Raw genomic sequence first — 15,031 nt, 5'->3', positions numbered from 1 at the left:
ACCGGTGAAAGGTCGCCTAGAGTCCCCGTTTTGAATTAAAGATCAAGTGTAAATTTGAGAAAAATTCATCTGGTGTTTTCGGGGGCCTTGGGTGCCTGAAGTAGCTGGATGCGAACGGCTAGAGCAGTCCCGATTCTTGGAAGCTATAGTACCCGCGGGAACACGGGTCGTGTGCCGCATTTCCAACTACGACGTGGTCGAGCAGGTCGATACCAATTATTTTAGCGGACTCGCGGAGCTGACGGGTGACCTTGATATCGGCTGCGCTGGGGGCTGGATCGCCGCTGGGGTGATTGTGCACGCAGATGACGGCTGAGGCGCCTTGGCGGATAGCCTCTCGGTAGACTTCCCGTGGATGCACGAGGCTGTTACTGGCGGTGCCGGAGGTGATTTCAACCCTCTTAATGAGGCGGTTCTTGCGATTGAGGCAGAGTGTCCAGAATTTCTCTATTTCGAGGCCTTGGGCGTCACGTCTCATAAAATCGAATACGAGATCAGGGCTGTCTAGGATGGGGGCGGTCACTGGCGACCGCTCTCGCACGCGGCGACAAATTTCCACGATGGTTATAAGCTGCAGGGCTTTGACTCTTCCAATGCCTTTGATGGCTCGGAATTCGGCGTCGGTCCATTTTAGCAATCCATTAAGTGAGCCTGACTCTTGAAGGATTTCGGAGGCGACGCTGAGAACGTTGCGACCCTTACTGCCGCTACGCAATATCATGGCTATGAGCTCTATGTCGCTTAAGCTTTGGGGCCCTTGGGCTTCGAGACGTTCTTGGGGGCGTTCGCTCACCGACAAGTCGGCTAGCCTCGGGGTGAGGTAGGTTGAGGGGGGCATTGAGAGTTGGGAGGTAGGATTAGCTACAGGGTGCTGGTTCTGGGGATGGGATTTTGAGGAGGTCGGAAAGTAACAGATCCAACGGGGCTAAGTAGAACTGCTAAGGGGTCCTGTGACAAGCACGCTCCCGCTTTCGGATGTGAGAATATCCAAAAAAAACGCGAGCCGTGTGGGGCTCGCGTTTCGGAAAGTGTTTTTAGCTCTGGCGCTTAGTTGAAGCGGCGAACGTAGCCGTCGCGGCGCAAGCGTTCTAGGAACTTGGCCTCTGCCTCACTGGCCATTTGCGATATGAGGATGTCTTCGATGTCCTCCCGAACGTCGGGTAATGGGAGATATCCTTCGGGGCGATGTTCCTCGCTGTATAGGATGAAGAGATTGTTCTTTATGAAGATCGGTTTGCTGAACTCGCCTTCTTTCAGAGCGAAAGCTGGTCCACTGAGTTCCTCAATGAGGGAACCTCGAGTGACCCAGCCCCAGTCGCCGCCTTTTTTTGCTTTGGAGTCATTGCTGTACTTGGCGGCCAGTTCGTCAAAAGCGAAGCCCATTTCCAGCTTTTCGTAGATCTCGTCCGCAGTCTGCTCGAGGACCTCTTCACTCTCGTCGGCGAGCTTCGTGAGACGGATCAGGCGAAGGTGCAGAGCTTCTTCCTGGAAAAACTCCTGCTTGTATTCGTCGTAAAATTTCTCGATGCGGACAGGGCTGACGATAGATGCGGACTTGCGCATCTTGCTGCGCATGTAGTTTACGATGATCTCTTCTTTGATCATGCTACGGTGCTCTTCTGGTGTCTTGCCGATCGACTTTAGGTAGTCGAGGTAGAGCGAGCGTTTGCCTTCGAATTTGGTGATGATCGTTTCCTCGATTTCATTGTCGACGAAGCTCGGAGGAATTTGGCCCTTATCTTCATAGAACTGCTTTACGATGAGGACGTTGTCGGTGAGGTTCTGGATAATCTCTGCCTCCATCTTCTCGATGGATTGGCGAAACTTCATGGGGTCGCCTCCTGAATCCTTTTGGATGGAGGGAAGGTATGGCTCGAGCTCGCGACGGACTTCTTCGACGGTGATAATCTTGTCCTCGGCGATGGCGGCGATGCTGTTGGCGAGGCGTGCACCCTTCGGAAGCTTTTGGGCGACGGAGAAGGCGAGCGGTACGGAAAGGGCTAAAAGGAATATCGCTTTTTTGATCATATGACGTGGGATCGGCGTGGGCCTAACGGGGGTCTCTAGGCAAATTGTTCAAGAAGACAAGGATTTCGTTCAAGCGCTTCAAGGCATTATTCGCATTGAGTCGGGGGAATCGACTCCCGAGCTTGATGTAGTCTGACTCTCGGCCGCGGTAGATGCGGCACTTGAGACGGTTCCCTAAAGTCTCGACCGAGTGGATATGCCTTTGTTCCGCGAGGCAACGAACTTCAGTGAGTCTCAGCAGCGCTTCTACTTCGACGGGAAATTTGCCGAAGCGGTCAGTGATGGCCTCGCGAATTTCCCGTACTTGTTTAGGACTGCCGGCGAGGGCGAGCTGCCGGTAGAGGTCGATGCGAAGACGTGTTTCGCTGATGAAGCTAGCAGGAATGCGGGCTTGGATGGGCTCGCACATACCCTCTTTCAGGTCGAGTTGCTTCAGTACAGTGTAGCCATCCTCGTGCCGATTGGCGGCCTGCATGCTTCCTTCGCCTTGGTAAACGAAGTCGAGTTTCACGCTGGCTCGGATTTGTGTGGCGGAAGCGTCGCCTTTGAGTCGGGCCACGCTTTGTTTGAGCAGTTGACAGTATAGCTCGAAACCCACCCCGACGATGTGGCCGGACTGTTCGCTGCCGAGTAGATTGCCCGCTCCGCGCAGCTCTAAGTCGCGCATTGCGAGACGGAAGCCTGCGCCGAGCTGGTTGTGTTGGCGGATGGCGGCGAGTCGCTTCCGGGCGACATCCATGAGCCGCTTGTGCTTGTGGAGAAGGAGGTATGCGTAGGCTTGGCGCTTGAAGCGACCCACGCGCCCGCGCAATTGGTACAGTTGGGACAAGCCGAAGCGGTCAGCACCTTCGATGATGATGGTATTGCAGTTTGGGATATCGAGCCCCGACTCGATGATGGTGGTACATACCAGCATTTGGTACTTCTGGTTGACGAACTCGATCATAACCTTCTCGAGCTTTTTCTCGTCCATTTGCCCATGTCCTACGGCGATGGATACGTCAGGCACTAGGGCTCGCAGTTTGGCTGCGGTGCTTTCGATGGATTGGACTTGATTGTGCAGGTAAAATACCTGACCACCACGGGCGATCTCGCGACGGACTACTTCTGCGACGAGAGCATCGTCGTAGCTTTTGACGATCGTTTGTATCGGTTTTCTCTCTACGGGTGCGGTTTCGATGACACTCAGTTCCCGCGCTCCGGTTAACGCCATGTAGAGGGTGCGGGGGATAGGGGTGGCGGACATGGTGAGGATGTCTACGGTGGACCGCCATTCCTTGAAGACCTCCTTGTGTTTGAGGCCGAAGCGCTGCTCCTCATCGATGATGACGAGTCCGAGGTCTTTAAAGGAAACGTCCTTTTGCAGTACGCGGTGAGTTCCGATGAGGATGTCGACTTTGCCGGCAACAGTGGATTGGAGTATCTTTTTGATTTCTGCCGGTTTGCGGAACCGGCTCACTAGTTCGACCACGATTGGATAGCCCGCCATCCGGTCGCGGAAGTTGAGGAAGTGCTGTTGGGCTAGCACAGTGGTTGGTACAAGGATGACCACTTGCTTGCCGTCCATTACTGCTTTGAAGGCGGTGCGTATCGCGACCTCTGTCTTGCCGAATCCCACGTCGCCGCAAATGAGACGATCCATGGGGATCGGCTTTTCCATGTCGGCCTTTGACTCGACGATGGCTTTGAGCTGGTCTGGCGTTTCTTTGAAAGGGAAGGAGCCTTCGAACTCTTGTTGCCATTCGGAGTCGGCGGCGAAGGCGTGTCCGCCTCCGCTGTCGCGTTTTGCTTGGAGTTCAAGGAGCTTGGCGGCGAGATCGAGGGTGGCGCGTTCGGCGGCTTCGCGAGTCTTTCCCCAGCGGTTGGTACCGATGCGGCCGAGTTTGGGGCGAGCCTTGGAAATGCCAACGTAGCGGCTGATGAGGTGCGACTCCTGTAGTGGAATATGCAGTACAACGCCTTCGTCGAATTCGAGGGAGAGGACTTCTCGCTGCTGCCCTTGCATGTCCACGGTGGTGATACCGCGGTAAAGGGCGATGCCGTGCTGCAGGTGTACCACGAACTCTCCGTCTACGAGTTCCGCGAAGTCGAGAAGCTGGTCGACTTGGGATTGGGTGACGAGGGCTTTGGAACGTGTGGGTGGTTTACGGCCGCGGCGGCGTCCAAAGAGTTCTGTTTCTGTTATAAGGACGCAGCCTTTGCTTTTTTTGAGATGCGGCCAGGAGAGTCGTCCTAGCTTAGGGCGGTGATGGATGCGAAAGCCTTGTGTGAGGTCGCCTTTCCAGAATGTGAACTTGATGCGTTTCAGTTCCGCGGACTCGTCGATGATTTCTTGGATACGGTTCTTGTCTGACTCGTTGGGGAGTACGACGATGATTTCCTCACCAGCGTTGCTCCATTTGCTTACCTGATCCAAGAATTGGATACGAGCTGACTGTTCATCTGCTAGTCGTTCGTCCGCTAGTTTAGCATTGTCGGGAATGGGTCGGTAGAAGGAGAGAGATTCCGCTTCGAAGATACAGGTCGTCGCGGACGGGTCATCTCCGGTCTCGAGGTCGAGGTCCGAGAAGGTTGCCCACTTGTCCTTGTGTTTCGAGCGAAGGTCTCTGAGTTTTATCCATGCCTTGCCGACAGTGTGATCGTGAGCTTGCTCGAGGGCGGAATCGAAGGATTCAAGTAGTTGATCTGGCTCGATAATCGCCCATGCGGTCTCTTTAGGGAGATGGTCGGCAAATCCATTGGTAGCGATTGACAGCTCAAGGGTGGGGGAGGCGTCGATAGCGACGCTCTCTACCGTTTCACCCGAGCGTTGGGTGACGGGATCGAGTTCTTTGATAACGTCGATTTCGTCGCCGAAGAAGTCGATTCGGTAGGGTCTATCAGCGGAAATTGGATACACGTCGATGAGTCCGCCGCGACGCGCGAACTGTCCAGGGGCTTCGCAGAGGCCTTCGCTGTCATAGTCGAGCGCTTCAAGCGTCTCGATCAGCTTTTCGAAATTGTGGGACTCGCCCGTCTTGATTGTAAGCTGCGAGGAGGCGAGCTCCTTCGCGGCGGGGACGGCCTGGGCGAGGGCTTTCGCTGTGGTGGTGAGAACGAGCGAGCCTTTATTTTGGCGAATCGCCGCGAGCGTAGCGATACGTTCGCTACCCGTTTCGAAGCGTTCGACCGGGCTATCTTCGTCGGCACTTAGCTCAGATTCTTCCGGGTAGTAGATAAAGCGTGTCTGTTGGGAACCGCTGCGGACTTGTGCGTGAAAATAGTTGAGGTCAGCATTTAGCTGCTCGGCGACTCTCGTGTTCTTTGCGACCACGATCGTGAGGTCAGACTTGTTGGAGTGTATCCAGTCTTCAATTATGGGTGCAATGGCTTCTTCACTGACGCCGATGATCTGTTCCCACCTACTTAAATCGGGTGGCAAGAGAATGGAGCTTCGGCTACTGTAAGAATCGTGCACGGGGTAAGAGACGATGGCGGCGGCGGTTGTATTGCACTCTGCGGAGGTGTCCGCTGGGCGAGCGGAGCTCTAGCCCTTGGGGTTGCTCGCGATTTGAACAATTGCTTCTAGCGCAGCTTTTTCGGCGGCTTCCTTTTTTGTACGGCCGGTACCCAAGCCTAGTTTCTCGTCGTTGCAGAAGACAGCGATTTCGAAGATGCGCTCGTGGGCGACGCCTTTTTGGCTAATGGTTTCGTAGCGGAGCGCATTATTGCCGTGAATCGGCTGAATGAGCTCCTGGAGCTTTCCTTTAGGATTGGATATGACACCCTTCGCAGTGGGTGCTGTGTCCAGATAGTTGTAGAGACTGAGCACAATTTTGCGTGACGTCTCAAAATCGGAGTCGAGGTAAATCGCTCCTACGAGCGCTTCGAAGGCATCGCCGAGGGCAGAGTCGCCCTCTGCTACGCCAGCTTGTCGGTCCTTTGGCTTGAGTATGAGGTAAGCCCCTAGGTCGAGCTCACGAGCGATTCCGGCCATAAAGTCGCCGCGGGCGTAACCGGAGCGGATTGCCGTGAGTTTGCCTTCGCGCAGGTTAGGGAATTTTTCGTAGAGCTTTTCAGTGAGGACAAGTTGGATTACGGAGTCGCCAAGAAACTCGAGGCGCTGGTTGTTCTTCAACTGGTCCTTGGAGTTGAGAAGAAAGGAAGGGTGGGTCAGAGATTGGTAAAGTAAGCCTTTGGTTTGGAAGACGTAGCCGAGCTTGCTCTCAAGTTTTCGAACCTTGGCATCCGAAAGCTCTACTGCATGTATACTCTTGCGGGCGGCTTTCTTGTCAGAATCTTTGGATACGGACTTGATAAGGCGTTTCAGCTTGGAGGCGACCATGGAGGAGTGGGGAGTGAGGGGCGAGGCGAGTCTAAACCCCTCGCTGCGCACGGAGGGAGGCTTGGCTTACTTTTTCAGATTGAAGCGTTTAGCGATCTCTTTTGCCAGATTGCGGTATGCGGTGGCTCCAGGATTTGATTTGTCATACTCGAAAATGGTTTGCCCGAAGGAAGGGGCCTCACTGAGCCGGACGGTGCGCGGAATGACCGTGTCGAATATCTGCTTGGGGAGGTTGGTGCGTACTTCCTCGACGACTTCTCGGGAGAGGTTAGTGCGCATGTCGAACATAGTCATGATGATGCCGCCGACTTCGAGATGGTCATTTACTCCAGCGTCCTTGAGACGATCAACGACCGACAGGATTTGACCGAGGCCTTCGAGTGCGAGGTATTCGCACTGGAGAGCGACTAGCAAGTAGTCTGCGGCTGCGAGGCTGTTCATGGAAAGCATACCGAGGGCGGGCGGGCAGTCGATCACCACAGCACGGTACTTCCCGGAGTCGAAGAGAGGCGCGAGCGCTATCTTAAGCTGGAGGAGATAGTCCTCTCTTTGGGCCACCTCGATTTCGGCCGCTGCCAGGTCCATCTCGGAGGTGAGCAAGGAAAGGTTTTTGCGGCCGGTATCGACGACCATGTCTTCTATTTGGCCTTCGCCAAGGAGGACGGGATAAACGCTACGTCCTTCGACTTTGTCGATGCCCAAGCCGCTTGTTGCGTTGGCCTGTGGGTCGAGATCAATGAGGAGGGTTGGAATCTTTAGGTCAGCGAGAGCTGCGGAAAGATTTACTGCGGTGGTGGTTTTGCCAACGCCACCTTTTTGGTTGGCGATGGTGAATACGGTAGTGGAAGCCATAGGATTTGTTGCCTCTGTATGAGGCAATTTTCTCCAATGGCAATTGTTTAGCAGAGAATAGCAGCTTAGTCCTCGCGAAGGTGAACCGCGCTAAAATCACAAGACTCGAGTCATGTCATTCCCATCGGCCATTGTGAAACCAATGCGATTTCTGCGCTGCATTTTGCACGGGCCATTTGGCGGGTAATAAATTGGAGCTGTCACTAGGGATAGGATACAAAGATATTGACCCAAACCCGGCACCTAGGTTCAGCTATCCGCCGTGTAAGGGCCTTCGTCTCGGACTGTTTAGTCAAACGTCTGGCTCGTCGATCAATGCCTACGGCTCACCAACATCTGCTTCTTATACCTATGACGTTTGACCCTGAGAAATTCGATTTCGAAAAATGCGAAGATGAACCCATTCATCGGCCGGAGGCGGTCCAAGGATTTGGTTACCTGATTGCAATTTCGCTCGAGACGCGTAAAGTTGAAATCCATAGCGAGAATATAGGCTCGCTGTTTGCGCTGGACGACGACGCTGTTTTTCTCGGTTTGGATTTCGCCCAAGCGTTGGACGCTAGCGTGGTCTCCTGGGATTTCTTGCTCGAGTCTTACGCGAGAGCTAAGTCGGAAAATGTGCGTTTACCCGTAGAGTTGCGATTCCACGAACACTTCATGTGTGACAGCAAGCGACTGGAGTTCCATGCCGTGGTCTTTTCGAGTCGCGGGTTGATGGTGATCGAGATCGAGCCCGCTTCCCTGTATTCGGAATCGGTCTCCGCTCGTCAGTACGGCAAAATTTACGCTACGAACGTAGCTCCCACTTTCGGCAAGCTGAAGTCGGTCGACGAGGTGACGCAAGCGATCGCGAAGAGCATTCGCAAACTGACGGGGTTCGAGAGAGTCTTGATTTACCGTTTCAACGAGGACGATACGGGGACGGTCATCAGCGAATCTAAGGTGGACGATATCGATTCGTATTTACATTTTCATTATCCCGCTACTGACATCCCCAAGCAAGCGAGAGAGTTGTATCGGAAAAATTGGATACGTTTGAACCCTGACGTTGATACCCCGCCTGTCAATTTGGTGCCTGCGATCAAAGATACGGGGCGTGAGCCCTTGGATCTTACGCAGTCGATCATTCGGGCCATGTCGCCGATCCATCTGCAGTACGTGCGTAATCAGGGGATTCGGTCTGTCATGTCGATTTCGCTGATCAATCAGGACAACCTTTGGGGTCTGATCTCCTGTCACCATCGCGACCCTCATTACGTGGCGCAGAACATCCGCTTGGAGTGCGAGAGTTTGGGACACCTTTTCGGTTGGCAAATTTACGCTAAGGAAGAGGAGGTGCAGGCAATCGCGAATGCCGAGACCGAGGAAACGATTAATTCGCTGATCGAAGGCTTAGGCGAAGGGAAGGATATTGTGGAAATATTTAAGTCGAAGGAGCCCGACGTGCTCAAGCTCATGGATGCCACGGGTTTCGTTTTCTGCTCAGGGGATGAAACGGTCCGGCTGGGGCAGACTCCAAGCGAAGAGGCGATCGAGGCTCTCGCTCAGCGGGCTTCCGAGGGATTTGGCGACGACCCGTATGTGAGTGCAAGGTTGGCTGACGATCTAGGCATAGAGCCCGACAAGGCTGCTTGCGGAGCGTTGGTCATACCGATCATCCCGCGTGAAGGGTACTTCACTATCTGGTTTCGCCCCGAAGATCGGCGAGTCATCAAGTGGGCAGGGAAACCGGAAGAAAAATCTTTTGACGCCAGTAAGAAGGATCGGCTCACGCCACGCACCTCTTTCAAGTTGCATGAGGAGATTATCGAAGGTGAAAGCCGTCAATGGCACGAGTCGGACATAGAGATCGCCCGTCGCTTCAACCGACTCTTTTTACGGCACGCTTTGCAGCGAAAGATCGAAATGCAGGAGAACATTGATAGGTTAGAAGTGCGCGACCAAGTAAAGAACGAATTTCTGGCGACCCTTGCCCATGAACTCCGCAATCCACTCTCGCCCATTTCCAATGCGCTCACGGTCCTGAAAATGTCCAACGATCGAGAGGACCAGGAGCTGGCCTTCGATATCGCGGACCGACAGTTGAAGAACCTTGTGACGCTCGTGGACGACTTGCTCGACGTTTCGCGCATCACACGCGGTAAGATCCGTCTAAAGATGGAAGAGCTTGATCTGAAAAAGGTTCTCGTTAGCGCGATTGAGATCAACCAAACGCTAATCAAAGAGGAAGGACACGAGCTCGTTTATGAGGTTGCAGAAGAGCCGTTGCAGGTCCGGGGCGACTTTACGCGTCTTTCTCAATGCGTCGGGAATATTCTCAACAACGCTGCCAAATATACCGGCTCAGGAGGACGTATCCGCGTAGCTGCGAGACTGGACGACAGGCGAGTCGTGGTCGATATCGAGGACAATGGCCTGGGCATCCCCAAGAGCTACATCGACAAAGTGTTCGATATATTTGCCCAGGTCGATGCCGGTTCCACGCAGACGCGAGGAGGGTTGGGCATCGGGCTCACCTTATCAAAAAAGCTAGTCGAGCTGCAGGGTGGAACGATTTCTGTCGAGAGCGAGGGCGCTGGGAAAGGGAGCAAATTCACCGTTTCGTTCCCAGCCATCTTGAAAGAACCTTCAACAAGCGGGTCCAGTGAGCCGAGAAGCGCCGCTGTCTCCTCAATGTCTGGAACGGGTAAGCGCGTAATGCTCGTGGAAGACCAAGTCGACGTGGGAAGAATGCTTGCCCTGCTGCTCCGCAGAAAAGGTTATGATGTGGTGGTCTGCCGATCAGCCGCAGAAGCCTTGGAGCGCTTCGAGGAATTTAAACCTAGCGTAGCGTTGCTGGATATAGGATTGCCCGAGATCGACGGCTATGAGCTTTGCCGCCGTCTCCAGAAATTGGAAGGCGGACAGGATGCAGTGTATATCGCCCAAACTGGTTGGAGTCAGCCAGAGCGCCAGAAGCTCTCGTTCGAAGCGGGCTTCCGTTATCATTTGGTCAAGCCTTTGGACGACAGCATGCTCGACGCAACGCTAAAGGAGGCATTCGCCGAGAAAGGCAAATAGACCTATCTGAAAATAACTTAAGTTAAAGCAAAGATGACGTGTAGTCGAAATGCAGATACAGTTCGTGGTCGCTTGAAATCCGAGACGATCAGTGTGCACCAAGAAGTGGAGGGTGCTCTGGAAAAGCTTAGTTGCTTTGAGACGCCGCAAGGGTTCGCCGTTTACCTTAGGGCGATGCGAGATTGTCACCAGCGATTCTCCGCCACCGAGCCGCATGTCGCGAAGCGGTGTGGATTCCAGCCAAGCTCAGTCGAGGTGGTCAATGCGATCGTTCGTGACTTGAAGCGACTCGAGGAAGGGACTCACGAGGCTGAAGCCGAAGTGCAGCTGTCCGCATCCGCTGACGAAGCTTGGGGAATTCAGTACGCGTTGCAGGGTTCAGCGATGGGAGCACGCATGCTCAAGCCCCGTTCCGTAGCATTTTTTGCGGACGGCAAGCCCAGCGAGTATCTTTCGATATTGGTCGATCTAGGATCCGAGCGCTGGTCGCGCTTTGTAAAGGAGTTGGGACTCGCGAACCCCAATCCTGCCTTAGCGATCGCGGGAGCCAGAACTGTTTTCGAGACGGTTCTGAGTAACCTGAACCGCCAGAACTAATCGATACGAATAGTTTTAGGAAACTGGCGTCACGCCTTTTTTGAGGATGATGTTTCCGTATTTAGCGGTCTCGCCAGTCATGACGACTGCATAGGCGTTCTTTGCCCGTTCGTAGAAGGCGAAGCGTTCGATTCGCTCGGAATCTTTGGTATCTGGCCACGTTTTGCGGATGGCAGCCAAATAACCTTTTTCGACAGTTGGATCGAGTTCGTCTCCAGAGACGGCGGCCATCATGCCGAGTGGATTGTCGACGTAGGGATCGAGCACGAAGAGCGGGCTGATAGCTGCCAGTAGATCGGCGATCTTGAGCCCGTCGGCCCGAAGGACGTTAGAGTTGAACGACTCACCGGGAAAATGGGCGTCGGCGAGCACGATTTCGTCACCGTGTCCCATGCGGTAAAGTGCGTTGAGCAGATCGGGACTGAGGAGGGGAGAGATTCCGATGAGCATTTTTTTGAAACGATTGAAATTAAGACAGTCTAGGCGAGTTTTCGGTGACGCAGGCGGTCGATCGCTACTGCGAGGATGATGATCCCGCCGATGACCATTTCCTGTACCCATTTGGGCCAACCCATTTGCTGGCCACCCATGTAGAGAATGGTGATGATCAGGGCGCCGACGATGGTGCCGAGAATGGAGCCTTCTCCGCCCGAGAAGCTGGCTCCGCCGATAATGACCGCTGCGATGACGAAAAGCTCGTACATCACGCCGGTTGTAGGCTGGCCGACGCCTCCGATGTAGGAGAATTGCATGAAGCCAGCTAGGGCGCAGAAGAAACCGGTGAGGGCGTAGACGATGAGTTTGGTGCGGCCGACTGGGACGCCGCAGAGGCGAGCCGTTTCTTCGTTTGAGCCGACGGCGTAAACGTGGCGACCGAAACGGGTGTATTTCAAAATGAACGACGCAACTCCGATACAAAGAACCAGGATCCAAACTCCGGCCGGGAAGATCATCCAGCTGTCGTGCTGGCTGGTGAGCGTTGGGTCCATGAGGCCGCCGATCCAGGTTTCTTCCGGCGGGTAGATGTCACGTTCGTCAGCGATACCTTTAGCGATGCCGCGAATGATGCCCATGGTTCCGAGGGTCACGATGAAGGGAACCATCTTGAGGCGAACGATGAGAGCTCCGTTGAAGAGTCCGCCGAGAGTTGCGGCGATGATCGCGAGCAGGCAGGCGAGGAGCGGGGCTGCAACAGGATACTCGTGCACAAAGTAAACCCCGTCCGAGATTTCAATATTCAAAGTCCAGGCCACAACCACAACTGCTAGGGCGATGATGGATCCAACGGAAAGGTCTATACCGGCGGTTATGATAACGAACGTCATGCCAAGCGCGGCAGTCGCGTAGACTGCACTTTGGCGAATGATGTTTTCCAGATTCCTGAGGGTGTAGAATTTACCGTCTTCGACAAAGATGGCGAAGAACAGGAAAACGACGACGAGGGCCATGAAGCGGGCACCGATGTTAACCCAGGCCGTGTTCTGGAAAGCGCTGAATGCGGACGGTTTAGGTGAGGTCATTGGGAACGTTGCGAATCTATTGAATAGGGAAAGGGTAAGTTAGTCTTGGCCAATGGCCGCGGCCATGATGCTGTGTTCGGTCCAGTCTGCGGTGGGCTTGGCTTCGCTAAGATGGCCTCGGCACATGACAGAGATGCGGTCGCAGACACCGATAAGTTCTGGGATGTAGCTGCTGATGATGAGAACCGCCTTTGGCTCGATGCCTTTCTCTATATCGCCCCTCGCGAGAGCATCGATGAGTTTGTAGATTTGAGCTTTCGAACCGACGTCGATGCCGCGAGTCGGTTCGTCAAGCAGCAGTATGTCGACGTCCGCGTGGAGTAGGCGGGCGATGGCGACCTTTTGCTGGTTGCCCCCGGAAAGATCGCTGATCGGCTGCTGGGCGGAGCGGCACTTGATTGGGATTTGCTCGATCCAAGGGTCGCAGGCTTTGAGCTGTCGAGCCGGCATCACGAGGCGTCCGGGGCCGAGGCCGTCGAGCTTCGGCAAGGTCAAATTGTCGGCAATGCTGAGCCCGAGGGCGAGTCCTTGGGACTTCCGGTCCTCGCTGACCATTCCCATGCCTTGAGACCATCGGAGCGCTGGCGTGGCCGGGCCGGGCTGGCCGGCAACGGTAACGCTTCCGCTGGTGATAGCTTCCAGACCGAAGATGGCTTCGAATAGCTCGGTGCGTCCTGCTCCGACGAGGCCGGCGATGCCGAGAACCTCACCTTTGCGGAGTTGGAAACTTGCGTGGCGAGGCTTAACGGTGCGGGCTACCGAATCGGCTTCGAGGACGATTTCACCCGGCGTGTGGTGATTGCGTGGATACAGGTCGTCAACGTCGCGCCCGACCATGAGGGAGATGATGTCCTCCTCGGCAGCGTCTTTGGTGATCCCACCACCCACGGTTTTTCCGTCGCGCAGTACGGTGAAGCGTTGGCTGAGGGCTTTGACCTCTTCGAGAAAATGGGAAATGTAGACGACTGAAATGTCTTTGGAGGCGAGGCTACGAACCAGCTCGAAAAGTTTTTCGATATCCTTGGCGGTGAGCGAACTGGAAGGCTCGTCGAGGACGAGCACCCGACAATCGAGTGCCACGGCGCGAGCGATTTCGACCAGTTGTTGCTGGGCGATGGAAAGGCGGCTGACCAGCGTTTCCGGTTTAACGAGATGAAGCCCCACGATCGCCAGCGCTTCAGCGGCTTTGTCTTTCATCTCCTTCCATTTGATCAACCCGCGGCAGCAAGGTTCGATGCCCAGCAATATGTTCTCCATGGCGGAGAGGTGCGGAGCGAGCGAGAGCTCTTGGTAGATCATGGCGACTCCGCTTTCGCGAGCATGCAGCGGATTGCCGGGAGTGTAGATTTCGCCGTCGAGCTTGAGCTGGCCTTTGTCCGGGGCGTGGGCTCCGGATAGGACCTTCATCAAGGTACTCTTGCCGGCACCGTTTTCGCCGACGAGGGCCATGACTTCGCCCGGCATGACGGTAAGCTCGACATCGCGCAGGGCATGCGTGGCGCCGAAGCTTTTGCAGATGCCGCGCATCTCGAGACGCGGGGTTACGGGACGTTCTGTAATGGAGGAAACGGGTTGAGTTTCTGCCGCAAAAAGAGAGGATATTATGTATTCGTAATAAGGATACCTATTTTTTAGAGTCCAACAAGAGCTCGGATTGCGGGCTCGGTTTCGAGGCGTTCGCGAGTGACGACTTGCACTCCGGTGTCGATGCGCGATTCGAGTGCTTCTCCCTTGCTTGCGGAGTAGGCTGCTTTCACGGCGAGGTAACCCATGCGTTTAGGATTTTGCACAACGAGAGCGTCTATCTTGTCGTCTTGGAGTTCCCTGACGAGTTTGGTGGAGCTATCGAATCCGACAAAGGTAACGTCTACGGTGATGCCGGAGGCCCTGAGATCGTCGAGCGCCGAGGCGACTCCTAGAGTGCTGGTCAAATTGGCAGCAAAGATTCCATCGATGGCCAGCTTTCCGTCGACGATGTAGCGTTCCAGAGTGTTGGCTGCGACGCTCTTTGAGCCTTCAAGTGTGCCGGACTCGGAAAATGGGTCGGCGAGTATTTCCAGACCTTTGCCGCGAGCTGTTTCGATGAAACCGTCCGAGCGTCTGGTGGTACTGGCGGTGCCTTGCACGTAGCGGAAGACGACGATTTTCCCTTTTTCGCTGACATTTTCGGCCATGAAATTGGCGCCGAGGGATCCGCCTAGCTTATTGTCCGTAGCGACGAAGCTCGAATGGGCATCTCCGTCGATCGACGAGTCGAAGATAACGACTGGGATGCCGTTGTCTACCGCTGTCTGCACCGGCTTGCGTTGAGCTTGGTTGTTGAGTGGAGCGAGGGCGATGGCGTCCACGCCGAGGTTGATCATGTTCTCGATGATCTTGGTTTGCTCCGCGATTTCGGTTTCCGTGACGGTGCCCTCCCACTTGAGCTCGACGCCGAATTCCTTGGCAGCTTCGCGGGCTCCGCTTTCCACAGTTTCCCAGAAATCGCCACCGGTGGATTTGGGGATCGCTGCGATAACTACTTTGTCAGACCCAGCTGCTTCTGGCTCGTCGGAGGGAGAGCAGCCTGCGAGCAGCGAGAGTAGTGATAGAATGGAGACAAGGGCGACTTTAGGGTATTTCATAGTCGAATCTGGTTTTAGGCGGGTAG

Annotated in this window: 11 protein-coding genes; 2 read left to right on the top strand and 9 right to left on the bottom strand. The window is 54.8% G+C overall.

The window, feature by feature from the left end; translation table 11 throughout:
- Window positions 1–118 precede the first annotated feature (118 nt).
- The 5 genes from radC to QEH53_RS02650 all read right to left on the bottom strand — a co-directional run bounded on the left by radC (window position 119) and on the right by QEH53_RS02650 (window position 7,204).
- The gene (gene radC, locus QEH53_RS02670) at window positions 119–838 is read right to left on the bottom strand and encodes a DNA repair protein RadC (RefSeq protein ID WP_309021575.1); all 720 of its coding nucleotides are present in this window, start codon (window positions 836–838) and stop codon (window positions 119–121) included.
- Window positions 839–1,047: 209 nt separating this feature from the next.
- A complete protein-coding gene (locus tag QEH53_RS02665; protein ID WP_309021574.1) occupies window positions 1,048–2,028 on the bottom strand; it encodes a peptidylprolyl isomerase in 981 nt (326 codons plus the stop codon).
- Window positions 2,029–2,050: 22 nt separating this feature from the next.
- The gene (gene mfd / locus QEH53_RS02660; RefSeq protein WP_309021573.1) at window positions 2,051–5,449 is read right to left on the bottom strand and encodes a transcription-repair coupling factor; all 3,399 of its coding nucleotides are present in this window, start codon (window positions 5,447–5,449) and stop codon (window positions 2,051–2,053) included.
- A 105-nt stretch (window positions 5,450–5,554) separates the two neighbouring features.
- Window positions 5,555–6,352, bottom strand: a complete 798-nt coding sequence (gene rnc / locus QEH53_RS02655) for a ribonuclease III (protein ID WP_309021572.1) — start codon at window positions 6,350–6,352, stop codon at window positions 5,555–5,557.
- Window positions 6,353–6,418: 66 nt separating this feature from the next.
- Window positions 6,419–7,204: a ParA family protein gene (locus tag QEH53_RS02650; protein ID WP_309021571.1), complete on the bottom strand. Its 786-nt coding sequence runs from the start codon at window positions 7,202–7,204 to the stop codon at window positions 6,419–6,421.
- A 351-nt stretch (window positions 7,205–7,555) separates the two neighbouring features.
- Here QEH53_RS02650 and QEH53_RS02645 point away from each other — a divergent pair, with 351 nt between their 5' ends.
- Together QEH53_RS02645 and QEH53_RS02640 are read left to right on the top strand one after the other, a co-directional pair.
- The gene (locus tag QEH53_RS02645) at window positions 7,556–10,264 is read left to right on the top strand and encodes an ATP-binding protein (RefSeq protein ID WP_309021570.1); all 2,709 of its coding nucleotides are present in this window, start codon (window positions 7,556–7,558) and stop codon (window positions 10,262–10,264) included.
- 33 nt (window positions 10,265–10,297) lie between these two features.
- A complete protein-coding gene (locus tag QEH53_RS02640; protein ID WP_309021569.1) occupies window positions 10,298–10,861 on the top strand; it encodes a hypothetical protein in 564 nt (187 codons plus the stop codon).
- 15 nt (window positions 10,862–10,876) lie between these two features.
- On the opposite strand, the gene fucU is transcribed toward QEH53_RS02640, so the two are convergent.
- The 4 genes from fucU to QEH53_RS02620 form a co-directional block, all read right to left on the bottom strand.
- Complete coding sequence (fucU, locus tag QEH53_RS02635; protein WP_309021568.1) at window positions 10,877–11,311, bottom strand: L-fucose mutarotase; 435 nt, start codon at window positions 11,309–11,311, stop codon at window positions 10,877–10,879.
- Window positions 11,312–11,340: 29 nt separating this feature from the next.
- Complete coding sequence (locus QEH53_RS02630) at window positions 11,341–12,381, bottom strand: ABC transporter permease (RefSeq protein WP_309021567.1); 1,041 nt, start codon at window positions 12,379–12,381, stop codon at window positions 11,341–11,343.
- Between the two features lie 39 nt (window positions 12,382–12,420).
- A complete protein-coding gene (locus QEH53_RS02625; protein WP_309021566.1) occupies window positions 12,421–13,908 on the bottom strand; it encodes a sugar ABC transporter ATP-binding protein in 1,488 nt (495 codons plus the stop codon).
- A 104-nt stretch (window positions 13,909–14,012) separates the two neighbouring features.
- Window positions 14,013–15,005: a substrate-binding domain-containing protein gene (locus tag QEH53_RS02620; RefSeq protein WP_309021565.1), complete on the bottom strand. Its 993-nt coding sequence runs from the start codon at window positions 15,003–15,005 to the stop codon at window positions 14,013–14,015.
- Between the last annotated feature and the right edge of the window lie 26 nt (window positions 15,006–15,031).

Origin of the sequence: Pelagicoccus sp. SDUM812002, assembly GCF_031127835.1 — a bacterium.
Taxonomy (GTDB): Bacteria; Verrucomicrobiota; Verrucomicrobiia; order Opitutales; family Opitutaceae; genus Pelagicoccus.
This window is presented reverse-complemented; position numbering and strand designations above follow the sequence as displayed.

What these genes read in the sequence shown, in the direction of transcription:
- radC (WP_309021575.1), bottom strand. Translation starts at nt 838, where the DNA reads ATGCCCCCCTCAACCTACCTCACCCCGAGGCTAGCCGACTTGTCGGTG.
- QEH53_RS02665 (WP_309021574.1), bottom strand. Translation starts at nt 2,028, where the DNA reads ATGATCAAAAAAGCGATATTCCTTTTAGCCCTTTCCGTACCGCTCGCC.
- rnc (WP_309021572.1), bottom strand. Translation starts at nt 6,352, where the DNA reads ATGGTCGCCTCCAAGCTGAAACGCCTTATCAAGTCCGTATCCAAAGAT.
- QEH53_RS02650 (WP_309021571.1), bottom strand. Translation starts at nt 7,204, where the DNA reads ATGGCTTCCACTACCGTATTCACCATCGCCAACCAAAAAGGTGGCGTT.
- QEH53_RS02645 (WP_309021570.1), top strand. Translation starts at nt 7,556, where the DNA reads ATGACGTTTGACCCTGAGAAATTCGATTTCGAAAAATGCGAAGATGAA.
- QEH53_RS02640 (WP_309021569.1), top strand. Translation starts at nt 10,298, where the DNA reads ATGACGTGTAGTCGAAATGCAGATACAGTTCGTGGTCGCTTGAAATCC.
- fucU (WP_309021568.1), bottom strand. Translation starts at nt 11,311, where the DNA reads ATGCTCATCGGAATCTCTCCCCTCCTCAGTCCCGATCTGCTCAACGCA.
- QEH53_RS02630 (WP_309021567.1), bottom strand. Translation starts at nt 12,381, where the DNA reads ATGACCTCACCTAAACCGTCCGCATTCAGCGCTTTCCAGAACACGGCC.
- QEH53_RS02625 (WP_309021566.1), bottom strand. Translation starts at nt 13,908, where the DNA reads ATGCGCGGCATCTGCAAAAGCTTCGGCGCCACGCATGCCCTGCGCGAT.
- QEH53_RS02620 (WP_309021565.1), bottom strand. Translation starts at nt 15,005, where the DNA reads ATGAAATACCCTAAAGTCGCCCTTGTCTCCATTCTATCACTACTCTCG.